The following is a 22941-nucleotide window of genomic DNA, read 5'->3' as shown; positions in this document are numbered from 1 at the left end:
AGGAAAAATAATCGACTTGTCTTTACATGATTTACCTTTGACCACTATTCTGCTTTTACTACAGAAACAACTTTATTAATAATAGTGATTATATATAAACTTATAATTTGTGTGTGAAGTACAATTTGTACTGCATTTAAGAATGTATCTGCCGTTGAGGCAGGTGCATTCTTGTTTTTTAAGGCGAATTACATCATTACGATGCGGAGAAGCAAGATAGTCCTATATCCTTTAGAATAAGAATGTATCAACCCTATATCCGCAAGATTGCTAATTTTAAACACTGCGCGTTTCCTCCTAATGCTTCACGCTAGCAGAGAAAACCCTCAAATACGCAATACCCTTAAAACAAGATCATTATATAATTAAGAAAGATACATATTATCCACATATTTTACGATATTTGCATCCATATTACACACATAAACACACTACTATGCAAAAGAAAAGATTTCTCACAGTAGCAATACTTTGCTGCACTATCTGCTTACAAGTACTCAGCAACACAAGTCCAACTGACAGCTTATTGAATAAGATAGAACAAGCACACGGGAGAAAAAAACTCCAACTAATGGAAATTTATGCTAAACAGGAAGAAAACAAAGAGCTAACTGCGAAGAAATCTGCTAAAGATTTAATAAATGAGGCCCAGAAACAAAATGATGTTAAATATTTGACCAAGGGATATGAAATCCTGTCAAGAGCCTATGCTAACGAAAGGAATGTAGATAGTCTTCTATACTGCATAAGTGTCTTAAATGATTTGGGTGATGAGTTTCAAAGTGGTGATCCTTATATGTATCTAACTCATATATATATGAATCATGGCTACTATGGTCTGGCAATGTATAATTTGAAAATTATGCAAAAAAAAGCTGAAAAACATGGACATCCTTTCAAAGACATCAACATAAATCTATTATTCTCTCAGGCTTATCGACTAACAGGGAAATTAGATTTGGGAGAAGAATATGCAATGAAAATGATAGAACAGACTCGAAAACTAATGTCTGATCAAGCCCCCAATAAGGTTATTGGATTATATGAAAGTGCAATAGGAGCTTTGGATCAAAATAAAAAATATGATCAAGCCCTTGAAATTTGCAAAGAATTTGAAGAATGGATTGAAAGACACTCAACCGATACAGAGCAGTACGAAGATTGTAGATATCTAATCTACTCCGAATACGCATTGATATATATCAAAATGGAGGACAAAGATAAAGCAAAACTCTATATCGATAAGATGAAAGCGTTGCCAACTGATAATATAAAAAGAACAGCAATTCCTCTAATTCATATAGTTCAGTCTAATTACTACACTCTTATTGGGGATTATAGCTTAGCACTAAAACACCTAGAGACAGCAATGGAATACTATAACGGAATAGGTATGAGAGACACTGCATCTGGGCTAAAATATGATAAAATAAATATTTTAGAGAAGCAAAACAAGTATAAGGAAGCCTTACTCTTACATAAAGAACTTTCTCAAAGAAATGATTCTATGTATCAGGAGAATGTCCCTTTACAGATAGAAAAACTGACAGCCGGATTTGAATTAGAAAAAGTAAAAATGCAAGAGGCTAAGGCTAAGGCTGAATTAGAGAGCAAACAGCTCTTAGTCGCCGGACTGGCTATTTTTATTATTACTTATCTGTTTTATTTTGTTCATGCAAAGACGCAACAACAGAAAGCTAAAAGAGAAGAACATGGTTCTTTTCAAACAAAACAAAGATCTTTCGAAGCAACACAAGGAATCAACAAAATTAGTAGTCTTGGCAAAAGAGATTATAGGAGAAGAGACAGAAAAGTTAGGACAAGAACCATCTTTATTTAGCAGAATTGAAGCATACATGCGGGAAGAAGAGCCATTTCGGAATCCTAATCTCACTAGAGAAGACCTAGCTAGAGATTTGAACACAAATAGACAATACCTTACAGAAGAAATTAAAGCAGCAACGGGAAAAACCTTCTTCGACTATATAAATAGCTACAGATTGCATTATGCTCATCGACAAGTTGTAGTAGATGAATCTCTTCGTGTTAGCACAATTATAATACAATCGGGGTTCTCTTCTGATTCCACTTTCTACCGCCTGTTTAAAGAAGAGTTTGGGATGAGTCCTAGCGAACTAAGACAAGTAAAGAAAGAATTGGAAAAAGGAGTAGGACAAGCAGATGATAACGAAATAAAAGAAGATTAGAATATCACCTGCCCAATAGAAGTAACAAGCAGGGATATTCTGTTCTGTGCTTATTTATACGTTCTTATAATATAAAAAGGTCATGGGCTTTCTATCACTCATGACCTTTTATTATTGTTTATATTTAACCTATACCCTTCTGCAATTATGGTTTAGGCATACAGGCATCGAAATTGTTGAATGGCTTGTTATTCGAGCCACCTGTGCCTGTAGTATAAAGTTGTGGACAGATCTGTACCCTGATAGGATTAGTCTCTGTTGACTGACTTTCTGATGGCTGCCTGTTGACTGCAGTAATAATATTGGTAGGCACATCTCCTCCCGAAAGGTAGTTATTTTGTATTTGCAGAGTAAACTGGCTAGCATTGATTCTCGGAAAGTTGTTATAAGATGCCGGAATTTCTCCTGTAAAATTATTCTCAAACAATGTGAGTGCGTAAAGCTTGGGAAAGCTTGTAAAGAAAGTAGGTAGTGTACCTTCCAGTCTATTCCTATCTGCATTAAACACTTCTAATGTAGCTGAAAGGTTTGCATAGGATTCTGGGATAGTTCCGGTCAATCCACATTGGCCAATATTAAGCGTTCCAATCTTTCCCATATTGGCTAACGAAGCGGGCAGTTGTCCCCCTAGATTCATATTGGTTTCTAAATTCAGATAAACAATTGATTGCGAATTTCCCAACTCTTCGGGAATTCCACCTGTCAACTGATTGAAACTAAGGTCGAGATCGTACATACTGGGCGATGAACCAAACTCAGCAGGAATGGGACCATATATTTTATTATGATGTAAATATAAATATTTAAGCTTGTCCATCTGCGCTATCTCTACTGGAATATTCTGATTTATCTCATTCTTACTTAATGAAATAGTTGTCAGTTCTGGCATAAGCGCTAGTTCTTTAGGTAAATTAGTGATTTTACAATTTGCTGCTAAAAAATCTATAATATTAGGAGCATTTGTAGCTGCATTTATTCCCAATTGAGGAGATATACTAGTAAAGTTATTAGTAGAGAGTGCTATACTAGTTAAAGAGGTCATATTCCCTATCTCTGCCGGTATTTCACCGCTCAGTTGGTTCTTGATCATTTCTATTTTTAATAATTTAACTAATTTTCCTATCGAACTAGGTATACTTCCGGTTAATTTATTATTGTCTAAATCCAAGGTTTTTAGATTAACCAGGTTTCCTATATCATCAGGGATAGAGCCGCCCAAATCATTGCTATATAATTCTACCACCTCCAAGCTTGTCATAGAAGTTAAAGATGCCGGTATATGGCTATCTTCCAAACCTTTGCATGAGCTTATATCCAATTTTTTTAAATTAATCAACTCTCCTATCGAATTCGGAATACCCGATGTTATATTAATGTTGCGAACCATAAAGTCCTCCAATTTCTTCAGTTTATGGACATCTGTTATATCTACATATCCATTGTCTTTCTCGGTACTACCTATCCTAAGCTCTCTCAACTCACTCAGGTTAAAAATATCAGTAGGGATAGTACTACCATTTCTAGCGGCACTGACCTGTCTTAGTTGTGTCACACGACCACACAGTTTTGGAGTTCCGTCAGCATTTGTTTCCACACTCACTCCGGTCCATTCGTGCAGAGGTTTCTCCGATTTCCAGTTTCTTCGGTTTTTTTCAACCCAGTTATCTCCTCCACAAACATCATAGAATTTTACCAAAATAAGGCTATCTGCTCTTCGTGTGGCTATATCCCCTTGATATTCTCCTTGATGATTCAAAATATTCTCCCAACCACCATCTCCGGTCCATACCATTACGCCTGATTGAGCTGTAGAACATTGGTCAGGTCTAAAGGGATTCATATTATATACTACCAATCCTATATGAGATGCTGAGAGGTCTTCTTTATCCTTATCTGCTAACGATTCATAGCCTTCAATAACATCTTTAAGACTATATTTTTCTGTTATTTTTACTCTAGGTAGACCAAGCCCTCTTCTAGAGTTTGCTTCCCCTCCTGAAGTATGTTCTTCTTTTAGATCGAGCAAGGCTCCATTATTGGGAGTAATATTACTTCCTATTGTAACTTGTGCATTTGAATTAATTGATGTAGTAAATAGAGCTAATACTATAATAAAGCTCAAAGTGTGTAATTTTGCATTCATAAAGTTCCAGTTCTAGGTTAGAGAATCTGTGTTATAATGTAGTTTATTCTTGACAAAATTATTCAACTTTATTAAACACAAAGAATCTCCCCCCCCGCGTCAGCAGAAAAACGCCCCTAAATAGCAAATTACTACATACCAACCATTTACAGTATAAGGCTATCCATTAAAATAAAAGAAAAAATCGAGAAACGAATTAATGGATAAACAATTTTAGCACCCTAAACCGAAAAAAAACAGCTACATTGTATCTCTCTAATTACCTATTTTATTATTACAAATTGAATGGTGACTCCTGAATGGAAGGATAAGGTCTTATAGTATTGCTATACATATTGAGAAAATTTATCAGCTATTCTTTTTCTAAACATTGAACAACAAGGTTCACCATAAATAAGAAGGGTTGGAATATTTATTCCAACCCTTCTATAATTATTTAATGAAGCTTTTTATCACCAATTTCCAGTCTTGTTTGTTCTTGCCATCAGCAGCTGTAACCTTATAGGACATGTCTGCCTTACTGAAATCTCCAGCTTTCCCTAGCATGGGGGAAGATCCATTAGGAGCGATTGAAGCTCCCGGAGAGATGGTAACATAAGCAATTAGATTATCAAGAGACACTTTACTCCTCACTTCCTCTGTAAAAGTACCAGATGCGGCAGGGACAGTAATTTCACATTCGATAACTCCATCTGCAAAATTCGCTTTGGTAGTTAAAGTTTTTACCTGCATTTTTTCACCAGCCCATGGATCATAAACATTCTCGGGAATGGCCCATCTATATTCAAAGTTGATGGCCTTAACCTCTGTTTCTGAATATGTAGGTAAATCATCTAAACCTGATTCTAGACAAGAGGGGAAACATGCCACCATTATTACTAAAATTAAACTAAGGATACTATTCTTTTTCATAATCATCTTACATTAATAATGTTTAAATCAAACTATTCCCATCCTGGGTTTTGATCATTTGCTAATGCATTGTTTGTTAATATTTCGTTTTTGGGAATAGGTAAAAAATATCTTCTTGATGTAAATGCTCTGTTGTTTGCAGATGCAACAACTGGTACGTCAATAAATTTATAATTCTTCCCATCTTCTGATATCTCGATTGCAGTTGGAGGAGTATTCAATTCTGGAATTGTCGATAAACCTTCTTCTTTTCCCCAACGAAGTAAAGACCAATATCTGTCATTCTCAAGGACTAACTCTACTCTTCTTTCGTTTTTATATTCTTCCCATGCTTCTGCTAAAGATAGACCTGTAGATAATGCTGGGAGATTTCCATGCGTTTCTCTGGTCTTGTTCACATATTCTATTGCCTTGGAAGTCTCTCCTAATCTTAGCAATACCTCTGCATAATTCAAATACGATCGACCTAGTCTTAAAGGTGTTAAATGATAATTCATTTTTACGTTCCACGCTAAAAGTAAATCCTTATCTACATAACATCCTTTACGATACAAATAACCTGACTTTGTCATATGCTGATCTTTCTCCAGATTGTTTTTATAATACATATTTCCTCCTACCCTCATTGTCAGAATAGAGTTCATATATGAACATTTATCGTAAACAATAGTAGAATAGAACCTAGTATCTCTATTTGCATATAACATATCGCCAACCTCCTCTACTCCAGGCTTGAAGTTATTGTAATATGACGTTTCGTTCCATTTCTTAGCTTTTCCATCAGTATCAATAACTCTATAAGCGTCTACAATTTCTTGAGATGGAGATTTTTCTAACCACCCCTCCATATTATCATTCATAGGCCAAACTTCGGCAACACTTGGAGGTAGTTTATTAGAGGCTCCCTGATTTGGTCCAAACTTTATAGCCCAGGTACCGCTAAGGGTTGTATTGTCTGATAGCCAATATGAGCCTAAAATAATTTCTTTTGAATTAAGACCAGTATTATAATCATTAAATAATTTATCATAGTCACTCTCCAGTTCATATTTTCCTAAAGCCAATAAGTCTTCACTTGCTTTTTTAGAGATATTGTAATATTCTTTCTTATCATTATCATTTTCCATATAGGCAGCTCCGTGTAGTGCAGCCTCAGCTAGTAATGCATAGGCAGCACCTTTTGTTAAAGCTCCGGATTCAGCTGTCTCTGGTAAATTAGCAGCAGCGTCTTTTAGATCGTTAAGTACAAAATCGTAAGTTTCCTTTATTGTTTTGGTGCGTGGTAACATTAATTCATCTTCAGGAGTCAACACCTTATCAATTATGATAAGACGTCCAAACTTGCGAGCTTGAGTGAAATTAATTATTCCTCTTAACATCTTTGCTTGAGCTATAAGATGAATCTTATCATTTTCATTGATTGATGTAGATGCTGTAACTTTCTCTATAATCAGATTACAACGTCTTAAATCGCCGAATTTGTCCCACCCATAAGTACTATTATTATGATCGCTAGTTAAAATCTCTCTAACCATATTTTGAGCGTTCCCCATTTGAGAGTTGATAACCATATCATCAGACCAGTCATCAGACAAGTTATCACTTTTATTCATCAAAAGATCTTTTACATAAAAAGTCCCATTAACAAACAGCTGTGCACTGGCAGCACTATTCCACACCTTATCTTCTGAGTGGTCAGCCAAAGGGTAATTGTTTAAGTCATCGTGGCAAGAAAATAATGATACGATAAACAGTATCGCCACTCCAATATTTATTTTTTTCATGATTCTATTATTTTCAAATTCCGATATTTAAAACTATTGAATAAGTCTTTTGAACAGGATATGCTTCTCCATAGTTATATGACTCAGGATCGAAATAGTCCATAGCGTCAGAAATAGTGAATATATTTGTTCCCATCAAAGACAGTTTAAATTTAGAAATCTTAGAGTCGTTTTTGAACAAAACTTTTTTGAAGTCATATCCAAATTGCAAACTCTTCAGTCTGAAGTAAGATGCATTTAACAACCAAAAGTCTGATGCTTGTGTATTATTCCCACTATTAGGAGATTGCTGAGTAGATGATCTAGGATATGTTGCAGATGTGTTGTCCGGAGACCACGAATCCATCTGGTATGCATAGTTAGAACTAACGATGTTACCCCCTTTATAGAGAACATTCAGCTCAGTATATCGATTTCCTGTTCCTTGGAAGAGTCCATACAAGAAAAATCCTTTATAATCAAGATTAAAATCAATACCATAGTCGAAAGAAGGGAAGAAAGGTTTTCCTACTTTGATTTGGTCATCAGAATCAATTTTTCCGTCACCATTTATATCCTGATACGCTAAATCTCCCATTTTTAGTTCAGATGCACTAAGTCTTCGTGGAGAATCTAAAATCTCAGCCATACTCTGATAAATACCATTATTTACAAAGTATGATGATCCGTAAACGTTTTTCCGATGAGTAAGACGTTTCCTTGGATCCATTAAATCAGTAAGAGCTTCGTCTGCTTTTGTTTCCCATAATTCATCATATGTTGTGAATTGAAAACCAATCTCATAATTAAGATCTCTATATTTATTTTTGTATCTTATAGAAGCTTCGTAGCCTGCACGTCTATGTATACTATTTGATTTTATTTGCGGCAATGCCTTCCCTAAGGTAGTAGAGTATCTGTCTGTAGGAGAAACAAGATAACCTTTAGTCTTATAATAGAAATAGTCTAAAGAAGCAGACAAAGTGTTATCTAAGAATGAAAGGTCTATACCCACATCAAATACATCTTTGGTATACCAACTTAAGTTTTCTGGCGAAACCAAGTTCCCTTCACTGAAGCCTGGTACAAACTTTCCACCTATAACTGTAGACTGAGAATTGTAACTATATACTGGAATGTAGCCAAACCTACTTACTCCGTCTTCTAATCCAACTTGCCCATAAGAAGCTCTCACCTTCGCAAAACTTAATATATTGTTTTCCATAAGAGGTTTCATAAAGCCTTCTTCGGATACAGCCCAAGCAACAGCTCCTGATGGGAAGAAACCCCAACGTTTATTCTTAGTGAAATTATCAGATCCATCGTAACGGAAATTTCCCTCTAAGAAATATTTATTATCAAATGCATATCTTAAGCGTCCCACATAACCAATACGTGTTCTTTTTCCGGCACCTCCAGAATTATCTTTAGTAGAGGCATCTCCAGACGATAATTGATCAAAGTCATTCGAAATAAAACCTACTCTACTAGCATTAAACCATTCATTATATTCATCATAGTAAGTGTATACACCTTGTGCTTCGATAAAATGCTTATCTATTTCCTTAGCATAATTCAACCCAAGTTCTACAGTGTTCCCTCTTGTCCAAGATCTATCCATATACATTTCTTTTGGCTTGTCATCTCCAACAAGACTTCCATTTGAATACTGAGGGGCCCTTGACTTGAATGTCTTTTTATCATACGAAGCATAATTTGTATTCGCAGTCAATTTTGCGCTTAAACCTTTTACCCATGGAAGATCCCAGTTTACATATGCTTGAGCATTAATTGTATTATTATACTGGTTGGTATATCCCGAAGCTTTATCTAAATACACTATTGGATGTACATCCATTGCGCTATAGGTTCCATCTTCATTATAAATTCGATCAATAGCTTTATTATAACCCGTCAGATTACGCCAGATATCTCCTTGACCATACGGATTAGGCGTACGCTTTGTATATGTTCCATCCAGATTTACTCCAACTTCTAAGCCATATTCTTCAAATGTTGTAGATACGTTACTTCTTACATTATATCGTTGAAAATGATTATTATGACTTTCTTTGTAGATTGCTTTTTGGTCAAGCATACCAAGTGAAGTAAAGTGTCTGATGCCACTTTTGCTCTTACCTGAAATTGTTAAAGTATGTCTATGCTGAGGTGCAAAATTGCGAGTAGCAGCTTCGTACCAATCTTGATTGCCATACAAAGTGCTTGTTCCATTTCTGATTGCATCAACATTTTCTCTCGAATAGAGCGAATATTCACCTTGTCCATCGTATCTGGCTGCCGCATTTGCTGCTAATACATAGTCTAGTGCACCAACACGATCAGCCATAGTGGTTGGTTTGCTAAAGTCAATTCCTCCAGTATAATCAATATTCAGTCCATCTGCACCTTTCTTTGTAGTAACAAGCACAATCCCATTACCGGCTTGTGCACCATAGACAGCAGTCGCACTCGCATCCTTCAAAATACTCATCGATTCTATATCTGAGGAAGTTAAAGCATTGAAATCTTCTCCATCTCGAATAATACCATCAATAACATAAAGCGGAGTCCCTCCCCCGCGAATAGATACTTTTGGCGCTGATCCTCCGGGTTCTCCTCCTTCTTGTTGGATAATTACCCCGGCAACACGTCCCTGGAGAGAAGCAGCAGTACTGGTATAAGGGAGCTCATCGATCTTGTCTGTCTTAAGAGTTCCTACAGCGCTTACAGTCTTTCTAGCCGAAGTAGTACCATAACCTACAACAATAACTTCATCCAAAAGAGCAACATCTTCTTTCAGAACAATATTTAATGTTGTCTGATCTTTTATCTCAATTTGTTGAGGGATAAAACCAATATAGGTAACCTCCAGAATATCTCCGGTAGACACTTCTAAAGTAAACTTCCCATCAAAATCTGTAATTGTCCCTTTGGTTGAATTCTTAATAGTAATAGATGCCCCAATAATCGGCTCATCTGAAACATCGGTGACAATACCTGTTAACGTTCTTTGGTTCTGCATATCAACAGAAGAAGCCTTAGCCGTGGATAGACCAAGAAAGAAAACAGATGTTATCATCAAAAACACATACATGCTTTTCCTGTATATAGAATTCCTTTGAAGAGGATAATCTAAACAGGAAAAATTCTTTACATTTTCTTTACATTTCATGTTTTCAAAAATCTAAGATTAATAATAAATTAAGTTGGTAGAATAATTAAGGTTTAGCCGTCCAATCTTCAAATAAGGTGCTTTTGGATTTATGTTTTTACAGTATCTAAAAACAGCAGGTTTTAACCTCCTTTAACCAATTGTAAATTTAAGGTATAAACTCCGATATTTTATAGTGTATTAATATGTAAAGTAGATGTAAGCAGAGGATATAAACACATAATAAAATATAAATCAATCGATTAAACTACATACGTAATATATTTCAAGTATACTAAAGTTGATAATAAATTAAGAGAGAGGCATCAATCTAGGTAGATCAAGGCAAAGATAAAAGGACAAACTTATGTTGGAACATCCTGAAAAGCTGTAGAGAGAAAAAAGAGCAATAGTATTTTAATGAATATATAATGGATATTTATAAAATCTTTGGCTCTTTATGATTCATACCATACTTATTATCGCGTATTTTAAGCAAATTGCTCCTAGAATATAATTCCTTTAATTTTCATATTCTTTGAAAGTGGAGATCCTAATTCTTTTCGAACAAAAAGTTAAGCGACATCTTTTATATTCTGCATTGGTCATTAAATTCTTAGATAGTTTGATAGTTCAGAGATGAATATCTTCCTTGCCTTCTGTCCCAGACTTCTATGTACTCAAAGACAGCTAACACTACCTGTTTTTATCCATCGACTCACAATTATATAACAACTTCATTTTCAATTATTTAAAAAGAACTCTACTATTACATTACCCCAACAGTTGCCCTTCTACTCATAGATTGGATGATGTTATATGACTTCAGGGTATTAATCCTAGCCTTGGCTGCATATTGTACTCCTCTGTTTGAATGAAAGATTATATTCTCTTGAAAAGGTATTGGCTGCAGCCTTGTTGATTGCTGCTATAACAGTATTTTGTGCTGTCATTCTATAGCTTAATGTCCAACCTGAATGTCACATTTGAATAAGTTCATGATAATAGTCAGATATAATAATCCGTCCTTGGTTAGCAAATAAGTGGTATCTGAAACACACTTGCAGGAGGGTGAAAAGAAGAAAATTACGATCCAAGATATTGTCAGCAACAGATCCTTTATGCGAAGAATCTGTCGTCGGTTTGTTTTTACATGAATATTTACTCTTTAATCCTATAGGTCTCATATATTTTACAACTGTAGGCAATGATACATCAGTCCCGCTCTTACAAAGCTCTTCCCTGATACGAGGACTGCCATAACGTCTCTTATAAAATAGGCAGTCAGAATCCGATCTTTCATATATAGCGGTACTTATGTATAAACTTATAAATCACAGGTCATTTTTGGAGATGATCTGATAGCTTTTTTAGAATCTCATGCTCCTGCTGTAGACATGCAGACTCTTTTTTTAACTTAGCTAAAACTTTAGCTTCAACTGCTGTATTACCTTTGCCGGGGAAACTCTCAGAACCTCTCTGCTTGTGCTGGCTACGCCAGTTGTAATGTTTCTTAGTTATGACACCTGGCTCTCGGGCAAACAAACTTAGATTACTGCGTTCATAACTCAACTTGAGGGCATTCGCTTTGAACTCTCGGTCATAAACTACTCTTTGTTTCATAGGATAAATGTATTGAATTTTATCCCTTAACTATCTGTACAAACAAAGTTCGCAAGTCCATTTGTTAAAGAACAAAAGATTAGAATATTTTTATGTTTAAGAAGTGAATCAAATATTTGGGAATTTATCTATAAGAACAAATCTAAGATATCTCAAATAATATGAAAGCAGTACAAACATTTTGGAGTGGACGCAAAGATCCATTAATAAACAGCTTTGGATGGATGCATCCACAATATCATCTAATGTCATGGGCATTAAGTTGCTTGACTTTAAAGAAAAACTTCGAAGAGGTGGTGATGTATACAGATTCAGTCGGCTATACTTTATTCAAAGACAAACTACAACTACCCTATACTAAAATTATTAAACAGTACGACAATTTAGAGTGTCATGAATACCATTGGGCATATGCCAAATTACTAACTTACTATTTTCAAGAAGAACCTTTTATTCATGTAGACGGAGATGTTTATCTGCCTAATGGGCTTAATAAGAATTTGCAATATACAGAATTAATTGCCCAAAACAAAGAGAGTGGAACCTCTTACTATAGAACATTCATGGACAGAATCCTTCAAAGAGGGATTAATATTAAACCATATTTGCGAAGCTGTTTAGAAAGAGAATCTATACCATCATATAATGCAGGGGTATTCGGAGGAAATGATATTGAATTTATAAAAAAATATTGCCAAGAGGCTTTTGATTTTATTGAAGGGAACAATATAGATAAAGCCTATTGCCAAAATATAGATGGAAATCACAATATATTATTCGAGCAAATACTATTTGCATGTCTTGCAGAAAAAGAGGGGGAAAGAGTGGATACAATTATTGATCGAAATATCCATGATAATGGCTACACTTATAATGACTTCTGTGATTTCTACTCTTTCGAAAACAGTCAAATAATGCATATAATAGGAGGGCACAAAAGGAACGATAGAATATGTGAATTGCTAAGTCGAACCTTATTAAATAAGTATCCGGAATACTATAATAGAATTGTAGCTCTATTCCCGCAGGATCATATTCGTATAAATAATTCTAGTCAAAATGTATTTTTTTATGGTAATAATCTATTACTAAGAAGCATGAAAAAGTATAATCTTTTTCTGAGAGATTTATCTATAGAGTGGAAGGGGCTAGAGAATAAGGAATTATTAAATATGGACCAAAAACTATGCCATTATCTCAGCTTTATGAATAAGGACAGAAATGAGAAGTTATCTACAAGAATAAAACGAAATCCCCACTTATCAATTTACGAGGACACTAAAGAATGGCCTCAGGAATTAAAAGAGTTTACAAAAAACAGGTTGAAGCAAAATCAGTTTTCTAATCACTTTAACATTGTTTGCATCCCTGTTCTTCTCAATGAAGGGTATAAGGAAGTTCTTATAGATGATTTGAGCTACAATCTACTTATCCTCTTAGATAAAGAAAAGACACTTGAATCTTTATTAGAACAAATTAGAGTATCTATTCCTCCCAAAATAACAAATGAGAGTAAAATCGTATACAATATGTTGCTAAACGCATTGGAGTATCTTTTCTATAATAAATTGATATATACAGATTAATTAAACTTTATTACTATGATTAAAATTCCGAAGATTATCCATCAAATATGGGGTGGGGAAAAAGAGTTACCAGAACATTTTCAGATTTTAAGTGAAACCTGGAAGAACGACTATCCAAATTGGAAGTATGAATTTTGGGATGACAAACGAATAAATGATTTTGTCCTTAACAACTATCCTGAATATTATAAGCAATTTATTGAATTCCCATACGATATGCAACGTTGGGATGCTGTTAGATATTTTATTTTAGACAAAATAGGAGGGATGCATGTCGATTTTGATTATGAATCAATTCTATCTATAGAACCTTTAATTAAAAATAAAGAGTGCTGTTTCGCTCTTGATCCGATTAGTCACCGCAGCAGAGAAGAACAAGAGTTTATGCTCAATGGTGCTCTTATGCTTAGTACTCCTGATCATTGGTTTATGAAAAAAATAATACAAACTATTTTTTCTAAAAAGAACAAGCACAACAACAAACCCAAAGACATAGAAATATTCACATCGGCTGGTCCATGGATGCTCATTGATTTGTATAATAGTTTAAGTCAAAAAGAAAAAGAAGAGATCTTTTTGATTTCTGATAAGCTTGTCAGTCCTTTTGACTGCAGGGAATCTCAAAAATATTTAAGAGGAGAGATGAATAATAAAGAATTACAAAGCAAAATTAAAAATGCTTATGCTGTCCATTATTTTTTTGGGGATTGGCGGTAAAAAGGAAAAGAATAAAACGAATTTAAATTAAGATTAACAAAATTATGAATATAGATAATTTAAACAAACCATTGCATCAGAAATTTAAAGATATTAAGAATAACATTCCCAATCTTGCCAAAAGAAATAATACGGAAATTGACGGTATTACATCTCACAAAGTTATACCATCCATAGGTATTGGAATTACAACCCACAACAGATACGACATTTTCAAAAGAGTCTACGAAGAGATACAACGTTTTGCCCCTGCCAATGCAAAAATTGTAGTGGTAGATGATGCCAGCGACAAACCTGTACCGGAAGCTACATATAGATTCAATCAGAATGTGGGAATAGCGAGGGCTAAGAATAAGTGTTTTGAATTGTTGTACAATGCAGGATGTGAACACTTTTTTATGTTTGATGATGATTGTTGCCCAGTGGTAGAAGATTGGTACAAGCCTTATATTGAAAGCCGTGAATCTCATCTTAACTATATATTTGAAGAATATAGAGGCTTAAACAAACCTAAATTGAACGATACTCTTTTGATATATTCAGATAGTAATATCAGAGCCTATTCCCACACACGTGGATGTATGTGTTATTATAAACGCATTTGTTTAGATATGTGTGGAGGGATGTCTCCTCTTTTTGGTCGGCGGGGGTTTGAACATCCCGATCTATCTAATAGGATATATAATGCTGGACTTACTTCCTTTCCCTACATGGATGTTCCTGACAGTAACAAGCTATTCTACTCAAGGGATGAACATACTGGAAATGCAGACAGCACTGTACAAGGTGAAACTAGAAAAGAGTATATAAACACCAACATTAGGATTTACAACAGCCGAAAAAATATAGTTGAATATGTAGAATTCCGAGACATATGAGAAGCTTATACCTTAAGTGTGCTACTATATCATAATGAAATAGGCCGTCATTCTGGAAACTACATCGCCCTCCTACACATGGGAACTTGGAAAGACGATATTCCTGCATAATTTTTTTTTGAATTTATCTATATAGAAGAATGAAAAATAAACATTAATACCAGAATCATGAATATTAAAAACAAAGAAATTCTTGAACTCTATTTAAAAAAGTTAGGAGTCAAGTATACCCAGATGAACATCAATAAGCTTTACTCTCAAAACCCTGACCCAAATAGCCTATTCGAATTCACGAAAATGTTATCTGAGTATAACCTTGAGAATGTAACCTTAAAGATGAATGATAAGAATGAGATCTACTCACTCGAGCTCCCTTGCATTATAACCCTCTATGGGGAAATTACTTTAGTCCATAAATTGACAGATAAGAAAATATATTGTATACAAAAAGGGAAAAGGAGAGAATTCGCAATCTCCGAATTTATGAATGTATGGAATGGAATAGTTCTCTTATCTGAAAAAACTGAAAAAACGTTCGAACTCAATTACAAAGAAAACTATATTCAACAAACTTTTAATCTGCTACGAAAAAATCTACTAGCTGTATGTATAGCAGCATTGGCTCTGATTGGATTTCTTACAAATGAAATTTATGCCAATTTGGGGCTATTATCTTTAACAACGATTAGTGTAATTGGCATATATATAGGATATCTGCTTATACAAAAACAAATGTATATACCCAATAGTAATGCAGATAAAATATGCTCATTGTTTAAGAAAGGAGGCTGCAATGATGTGTTAAATTCTCCCGCAGCAAAGTTTATGGGAGTAATCGGTTGGAGCGAAGTAGGACTTAGTTACTTTATTTCTAATCTATTGATTGTACTGCTATTCCCTCAGTTCGTAAGCTACTTGGCTTTAATCAACCTCTGTGCTCTTCCTTACAGCTTTTGGAGTGTTTGGTATCAGCGATTCAAAGCTAAACAATGGTGTCCTCTGTGCCTTATAGTACAAATATTATTATGGATAACCTTTATCGTTAACCTAGCGTTCAACTATATTTCTGTACCTACAATTATCATATCTGAATTTTTTCTTTTGGGAATTATCTATATAGTACCATTCCTCATTATTAGCCTTTATCTTCCCAAAGCCATCAGTGATAAGAAATATGAATACTTACTTAAGGATGTAAACAAGCTAAGGATGAAGCCTGCAGTATTTGAGGCATTACTAAAGAAACAACCTCGTTATAATGTTGATTTATATACTTCTAAAATCATTTTGGGAAATAAAGAAGCAAAAATGCTCATTTCCATTGTAACCAATCCTCATTGTTCACCTTGTGCAGAGATACATAAACAAATTGAAAAATTATTAAGAATAGCAAGAAACGACATTTGTGTACAATACATTTTTACTTCGTTCAATCCTAATCTGGAATCAAGTGCAAAATTTTTAACTGCAGCTTATTTAGCTGACATTACTTTAGAAAAGAAAAAAGAAATCTTCAATGAATGGTTCAACGAGGGGAAATATAATAAAGAGCAGTTTTTCAATAAATATGATTTTAATATTACGAATAAGGTAGTAGAAGAAGAATACTACAAACATAAAGAATGGAATGAACAAAATGGAATAGACGCAACTCCGACAGTTCTGATTAACGGTCATGAACTTCCTTATTATTATAAACTCGAAGAAACATTATACTTTGTAAAATAAACTTTTAAAGATTATCAAGAATATCATTTTGTTAAATTGTAGGGCAAAAGTGATAGCACGTGCAAACAAAATCTACAATATCATTAATCAAAAATCAAAAATGAGTAAATTAAGAGAATTAAAATTAAAAGATGTTGAAACATTAAGCAGTATGCAACTAATGTCAGCTAGTGGATCTGCCAGTGGATCTGCCAGTGGATCAGCCAGTGGATCGGAAGCTTGGCCATGTCCTGATGAGTGTACCAGTGATGCAGATTGTGCTAAGAGCCTTGGATTAACGGGTGATAGGAGTGAGAGAGCTTCTTGTTATACATATGCTTGTCTTGGGGGAGCCGGCCAGAATTATCTTCGATGTATCGAAATGAATGATTATGAATATCCGTGTAAAGGTAAAGATGTAAATGATAGTTGTGTAATGCCAGATGGTGGAATAGGGCAATGCAAACAATTTAATATGCCTTTTAATTCATGGAGAACAAAGCAATGTACAAAACTTAATATGTGATGACAATAAAAGAATTAGCAGTAGGTCTATTCTTGCTGCTAATTTACTGCTTAGGAGTAATAAAAAACTCGATACAATCCTCATTAAAAGTATCCCAATCAAGCTCCATTTGGTTGGGATATCTTTGATAAAGATTCTCATTTATATTATTTATTATTTCCTCAAAATTTAGTCCATAAATTTCCTCAAAGTCTTTCATTCCTGTCTGCCACAGTTTTTTCAGTTTTTTTATCCCGAATTTCTCAATTAGATATTTGACAATATAACCTGCTTGGGTATATTCAGTTCTGGTCCATGAAGAAGTAAACAGATGATTTACATCCCATAATTTGTTCTGTTGTAAAAGGTAAACATATCTTTCCTCCAAAGTATAGCCTGTACATTCTTCTGCTTCTGGAGCCGCAAAAACAGCTAAGCCTTCAGCCACCCATAACAAATCAGGACTTTGTTTTCCCCATTTTTCAATAGATATTGCATGCATCAATTCGTGCTTAAGAGCACTCGGAAACAGATCATTATATACTGCAACAATTGAATGTATTTTTTCTTCTGCATTAAATTGAGCCAGCCCTGCTTGCTTACCTCCTAATACCTTTTCTACCTCCTCTCTACTATCCACGAGAACCAGATGCATAGAAGATTCTAATCCAGATTCATTGATTAATTCTAAATTTTGGGCAATGTAGGCTTTTGTCTTTTCAACGATTTCATCTCCTTTGCCTACATCTATGTCTAAAGATATAATAAATTGTATACTATCAACCTCTTTGGACATTAATTTCCCAAGACCGTTTTGATCATATATAAATAACCAGTCGTCAGGTTGTGGATAGATACAGTCACTTGTTAGTGTTTGCCAATCTATAGGGATAAGTATTTTATATTTTTGCTCAAAATTTTTATTCAATTTTTGAATTATTGAATTAAGGCTTTCTTCAAATATTGTTTCAAAATTATCCATTCCGCCAAGCCATAGTTTTTTAAACTTTTCTATTCCATATTTCTCTAAAAGAAGAGAAACAATATAAGCGGCTTGTATACGGGCTGCTTTATAATCAGGAGAAATCTCATTTACAGGAAATTCTTCCAGATCAATTAATTTATTATTTTGTAATAGATAAGCATATTTATCCTCAAGGGTATAACTATTACAGTCATCAGCTTCGGGGGTAGCATAAGTCGACAAGCCTTCTCTAAGCCAAATGAGTTTACTATCTTTCATATCCCCCCATTTAGTAGAGATGATCATCTTAATTAATTCCCTGTTTAATGGACAATGTAAAGAGTCATATACAACATTTATAGAGTACACAGGGTTCCCACTATTTTTAAGCATACTAAAACTAGATACTCTCTTACCTGTTTTTAGATGCATTTCCTCCCTGCTACCAAAAAATAAGATTGATAGAGGTTCTGTTAAATCATCCCCTTGCAGTAACTCCAAGTCTTTTTGTATATATGTTTTAGTCTTATCTACTATTTCCTCCCTTTCGATACTGTTAATAGTAGAATCTACAATAAAGAAAATATTATTTTCTTTATTAAAGAATATTGATTCTTTCTGCTGCCACTCTTGAGCTACAAGGTTGATAGAGAATAAGACCAAGAAACAGAGTAATGCAAATATTTTTTTCATATTATCGAGAATATGAAGATTTCAATTAACTAAGATAAGAAATTATATTATCATATCAATTTAACTATCCGAATAAAAAAGAGAGATCTGCCTATTATCCTCATATAGAGATTAAAGAACATTATACGTTTGTAATATAGGTATAGGTAGTCATATTTATCCTATAAGTGGGCATTAGTAAGATTAATTTAAACTAAATTGAAAGCAAATATGAGAGTCGAAGATTTTTTATTCGGCTTTTTATTTACCCTAAAATAAAAATAACTAACTTGCAATGGTTAGATTATGTTTTAAGTTGACTTTGGTGTGTGATTTTAAAAGAATATTTGCATTTTTTATTGCACTAATCTTTATTAGTTGCAGTACCATTCCTGACAACAATGGTTGGAAGAATATGCAAGAACCCATTTTTGAAGGGAAAATTTATAAACAACATCGAAATGTCAGATTCATAATCAGCTCAGACATAGAACCTAAAAAAAGGGAAATATTGATAACTAAGTGTGACACTTATATAGAAGACAATCTCAAAATAATTAAAGAAACAGAATTTATAGATTCTCTTGACATAATACTTGTTCAAGACCTTGACGAAATGTATAAGTATACTCGGGAACACGTTGCTGGTAAAATTTCTTTAATTGAAGACAATGAGAATAGAAATATGATTTTCTGTCTGTATCGAGGGAAGAAATCTCCTTTGAAACATGAATTGATGCATATGATAGCAATGTGCAAATGGGGAATACCAGAAGGTGGGCTACCCCTTCAATGGTTGAATGAAGGTTTGGCTACCTATGCTGATCCTAAGGCTGAGTGTGATGGGTATCTTTTTGAAGAAAAATATACTGCTTTTCTATATTCTAATAAGCTAATAAATAGCACTTCATTAATGACTGATTTTACATATAGTAAGATTAGTTATAACCAAACAGCTTATATGGTGGAATTCCTAATACAAAACTATGGAGTGGAAAAAATAAAACTTCTATGGCAGAGTGGCATGGGAAAGTTTGAAGAAATAATCGGACTCACATTTGAGGAACTGATTTTGCAGATTAACAATGAGCTAAGTCAAAAATATCCAAATCCTATTGACTTTAATTGGCCCAAATTTGAAGAGGGATGTTATTAGATTCTGTTTTAATTTAACATTCTAGAAATGTTATTGACATCAAAAAGAGTTATGTTCAGAGTTTATATGGCCTATCTAAATGAAGAATGATGGTATCTCCATCCTCTACCCAATAATTGAAAAGTAATCGAATAACTCTTGAGGTAATAATAATTCATAACCTCTTTGCATAAAACAAAACTAGAGAAAAAGGTTAAGACCCCACAGATTATAAACATTCACATTGTTGCACTCCTGTTGCACACATAGCATAAAGCAACAAAGTTAAACATCTCACAAATAGATGCTTAACTTTTATTTAAGTGGTGCCACCAGGAATCGAACCATAAATATATAATGCTTTAATTCAAGCTTATATCATTCCTCCTTCTGGTGGTAATCCCTAAAAAATCACCTAAATTTCGCAGTATTTTGCAAGGAATTGCTTTGGGAAATTCCTATTCATTCAAAGATACAAAAAGAGACTCATTTGTCAATGAATCTCTTTATACATTTATTTTATCAAATACTTATTCCGATACCTGAATAATCAAAACCAAGATCTTTGAGCTCATTTTTGTTATATATATTTCGTCCGTCAAAAACTACAGGTTTTTTCATTGTCTTCTTTATAACACTCCATGATGGAAGCCTGAACTCATTCCATTCGGTCACCAATAATATGGCATCAGCATCAACTGTAGCATCGTACGCATCCTTGGCATACTCGATAGTATCACCTATGCGTCTCTTAGTCTCTTCAATAGCAATAGGATCGTATGCTTTCACTTTACCTCCTGCTTTTAGTATTTGATCTATTAATACTAAAGAAGGAGCTTCACGCATATCATCTGTTTTTGGCTTAAAAGATAGTCCCCACAAAGCGATTGTTTTTCCCTTTATATTCCCGTCATAATAATCCATCAGTTTCTGAAAAAGAATATGCTTTTGACGTTCGTTTACATTTTCAACAGCTTCAAGCAGCTCTAATTTATAACCATATTTTTCTCCAGTCTTGATAATCGCCTTGACATCTTTAGGAAAACAACTTCCACCATATCCACATCCTGCATAAAGAAACTTTGTTCCGATACGAGTATCAGTACCTATACCTTTGCGCACCATATTGACATCTGCCCCTACTATCTCACAAAGGTTAGCAATATCGTTCATAAAGCTTATCCTAGTTGCAAGCATAGCATTAGCAGCGTATTTAATCATTTCTGCTGATGGAATATCTGTAAATATAATTCTGTAGTTATTCAGCATAAAAGGGCTGTAGAGTTTTTCCATCATTTTTTTTGCCTTTTCTGATTCGGTACCAACGACTACACGATCTGGTCTCATGAAATCCTGAACAGCAGCACCTTCTTTCAGGAATTCAGGGTTAGAAGCAACATCAAACTCAATATCTGTTTTACCTCTTTTGTCAAGTTCCTCTCGTATTACCGACTTGACTTTTTGAGCTGTTCCTACAGGTACAGTACTTTTCGTCACTACAACGATATATTTATTTATATTCTGTCCTATAGTTCGTGCCACATCTAATACGTAACGTAGATCAGCACTTCCATCTTCATCAGGAGGAGTTCCTACTGCAGAGAAAATTATATCTACATCATTTACAACAGACGAAAGATCGGTAGCGAATTTTAGCCGCCCTGACTTATAATTACTTTTCACTAAATCTTCTAGTCCGGGTTCATATATTGGAATAATTCCATTTCGGAGGTTCTCTATTTTTTTTTCATCTATATCAACACAAGTAACATCTGTTCCCATTTCTGCAAAACAAGTCCCTGTTACTAATCCGACATAGCCTGTTCCTACTATTACTATTTTCATTATTATATTAATTTTTATTTATGGTAACCTAAACAATATATCGAAGTATTTATTCTTTCTAAATTTAATCGCAATAAGGCAAGGAATTACAATTCCTATGATTGTCCCTAGTATTACATGGATATAAACATTTGTTACATCAATCCTAATTAAAAATATTCTTATCCCTGCTGTTATCAATATATGCATAATATATATGTACATTGTATTTTCGCCAAGAAGTTTAATTCCCCTAGCAAAAATATTTCTCATATAGCTTGATAAAACAAGTGACCCTATGATGCAGAAAAGACTGCTTATAATAGCAATAATAAACTTAAATACTGTATAATAAGTAAGACTGCTAGATAAATTCAAACTTTGAATTATAATAAACATAAGTAGAGATAAAATTAAATATTTTTTCTTAGATAGTATTGTTACTGTTTTAGTGTCAAATATCGTTGTAGAAACAATTATCCCAATATTAAAAAATAAGAGGAATTTGAATGTTGCCGTGAAAATAGATAAATCTAAAGAAAGAAAATAACATATCCCCCCCATCACAGAAGAGAGAATAAGCCAATGACTCCTGAATAAAGTATAAAAGATTATATTAATTAAATTAATAAAAAATAACGCAAAAAGAAACCAAAAATGTGCTCTAGGAATAAAAACACATGTTAGAAGTGTATCGGGTTGAATATTCCCATTTGTAAAATTTGACAAAACTACTTCTATAGCTGTGTGAAGAATTGACCATACAATATAAGGGTATAAAACTGTCTTTGTTTTATTTTTCAGAAGTCCTATCGGCTCATATTTATGTATGCTTTTGACAAAAAAAAGTCCAGACAATATCATAAACAGATGCATATGAAAACTATATATTATTCTATCAATATCAATGTTCCATGTAGCTTGGTCATTAATAAGATTAGCAGAATCTAATCCTCTTAGTACATGTCCAAGAACAACTAAAAGTATTGTTATACCTTTAGCTAAGTCAACCCACTCTACACGAGTAGTATTATCCTGAGTCATAATTCAAATATTTTATTATTCATCTTTTATCATAAAACCCTTAGTAATCATACTTTAGAAATCAACAAAGCTTTCTATTTTGAACTACTACTTCACATTAGATGATAGCT

At 33.8% G+C, this 22941-nt stretch carries 16 protein-coding genes; 8 read left to right on the top strand and 8 right to left on the bottom strand.

The features are described 5' to 3' along the window. Positions 1–436: 436 nt before the first annotated feature. Both DHU68_RS14120 and DHU68_RS02380 read left to right on the top strand, forming a co-directional pair. On the top strand, positions 437–1840 hold the full coding sequence (locus DHU68_RS14120; RefSeq protein ID WP_160111050.1) for a hypothetical protein: 1404 nt from the start codon (positions 437–439) through the stop codon (positions 1838–1840). Then, entirely contained in the window at positions 1779–2207 is a 429-nt protein-coding gene (locus DHU68_RS02380) for a helix-turn-helix transcriptional regulator (protein ID WP_160111049.1), read from the top strand. Before DHU68_RS14120 ends, DHU68_RS02380 begins: the two co-directional genes overlap by 62 nt. A gap of 145 nt (positions 2208–2352) precedes the next feature. Here DHU68_RS02380 and DHU68_RS02375 read toward each other — a convergent pair whose 3' ends face one another. The 5 genes from DHU68_RS02375 to DHU68_RS02350 form a co-directional block, all read right to left on the bottom strand. After that, positions 2353–4350 (bottom strand): hypothetical protein, encoded by a 1998-nt coding sequence (locus DHU68_RS02375; protein WP_108821350.1) that lies wholly within the window; start codon positions 4348–4350, stop codon positions 2353–2355. Positions 4351–4782: 432 nt separating this feature from the next. Beyond that, positions 4783–5262 (bottom strand): hypothetical protein, encoded by a 480-nt coding sequence (locus DHU68_RS02370; protein WP_108821641.1) that lies wholly within the window; start codon positions 5260–5262, stop codon positions 4783–4785. Positions 5263–5294: 32 nt separating this feature from the next. Beyond that, positions 5295–7046 carry a RagB/SusD family nutrient uptake outer membrane protein gene (locus tag DHU68_RS02365; protein WP_108821349.1) on the bottom strand — a complete coding sequence of 584 codons (1752 nt, stop codon included), beginning with the start codon at positions 7044–7046 and terminating at the stop codon, positions 5295–5297. A 13-nt stretch (positions 7047–7059) separates the two neighbouring features. Further along, positions 7060–10104, bottom strand: coding sequence for a TonB-dependent receptor (locus tag DHU68_RS02360; protein WP_255412418.1), 3045 nt, complete (start codon positions 10102–10104; stop codon positions 7060–7062). Positions 10105–11517: 1413 nt separating this feature from the next. Further along, entirely contained in the window at positions 11518–11799 is a 282-nt protein-coding gene (locus DHU68_RS02350; protein ID WP_108821346.1) for a transposase, read from the bottom strand. A gap of 161 nt (positions 11800–11960) precedes the next feature. Between DHU68_RS02350 and DHU68_RS02345 the strand changes: the two genes are divergently transcribed. The 5 genes from DHU68_RS02345 (at position 11961) to DHU68_RS02325 (ending at position 17213) form a co-directional block, all read left to right on the top strand. Next, positions 11961–13385: a DUF6734 family protein gene (locus DHU68_RS02345; protein ID WP_108821345.1), complete on the top strand. Its 1425-nt coding sequence runs from the start codon at positions 11961–11963 to the stop codon at positions 13383–13385. A 15-nt stretch (positions 13386–13400) separates the two neighbouring features. Next, entirely contained in the window at positions 13401–14102 is a 702-nt protein-coding gene (locus tag DHU68_RS02340) for a glycosyltransferase family 32 protein (RefSeq protein WP_255412417.1), read from the top strand. Positions 14103–14146: 44 nt separating this feature from the next. Continuing rightward, the gene (locus tag DHU68_RS02335; protein WP_108821344.1) at positions 14147–14980 is read left to right on the top strand and encodes a glycosyltransferase family 2 protein; all 834 of its coding nucleotides are present in this window, start codon (positions 14147–14149) and stop codon (positions 14978–14980) included. A 168-nt stretch (positions 14981–15148) separates the two neighbouring features. Then, positions 15149–16708, top strand: coding sequence for a vitamin K epoxide reductase family protein (locus tag DHU68_RS02330; protein ID WP_108821343.1), 1560 nt, complete (start codon positions 15149–15151; stop codon positions 16706–16708). A 100-nt stretch (positions 16709–16808) separates the two neighbouring features. After that, complete coding sequence (locus DHU68_RS02325; protein WP_160111048.1) at positions 16809–17213, top strand: hypothetical protein; 405 nt, start codon at positions 16809–16811, stop codon at positions 17211–17213. Between the two features lie 43 nt (positions 17214–17256). Here the strand turns inward: DHU68_RS02325 and DHU68_RS02320 are convergent, their stop codons facing one another. Then, on the bottom strand, positions 17257–18849 hold the full coding sequence (locus tag DHU68_RS02320; protein WP_108821341.1) for a hypothetical protein: 1593 nt from the start codon (positions 18847–18849) through the stop codon (positions 17257–17259). A gap of 490 nt (positions 18850–19339) precedes the next feature. Between DHU68_RS02320 and DHU68_RS02315 the strand changes: the two genes are divergently transcribed. Next, positions 19340–19984 carry a peptidase MA family metallohydrolase gene (locus tag DHU68_RS02315; protein ID WP_160111047.1) on the top strand — a complete coding sequence of 215 codons (645 nt, stop codon included), beginning with the start codon at positions 19340–19342 and terminating at the stop codon, positions 19982–19984. A 501-nt stretch (positions 19985–20485) separates the two neighbouring features. Here DHU68_RS02315 and DHU68_RS02310 read toward each other — a convergent pair. Together DHU68_RS02310 and DHU68_RS02305 are read right to left on the bottom strand one after the other, a co-directional pair. Next, positions 20486–21808, bottom strand: a complete 1323-nt coding sequence (locus DHU68_RS02310; protein ID WP_108821339.1) for a UDP-glucose/GDP-mannose dehydrogenase family protein — start codon at positions 21806–21808, stop codon at positions 20486–20488. An 18-nt stretch (positions 21809–21826) separates the two neighbouring features. Beyond that, positions 21827–22831 carry an acyltransferase family protein gene (locus DHU68_RS02305; protein ID WP_108821338.1) on the bottom strand — a complete coding sequence of 335 codons (1005 nt, stop codon included), beginning with the start codon at positions 22829–22831 and terminating at the stop codon, positions 21827–21829. Between the last annotated feature and the right edge of the window lie 110 nt (positions 22832–22941).

The sequence above is a fragment of the Dysgonomonas sp. Marseille-P4361 genome (genome assembly GCF_900343125.1).
Classification (GTDB): Bacteria; Bacteroidota; Bacteroidia; order Bacteroidales; family Dysgonomonadaceae; genus Dysgonomonas.
This window is presented reverse-complemented; position numbering and strand designations above follow the sequence as displayed.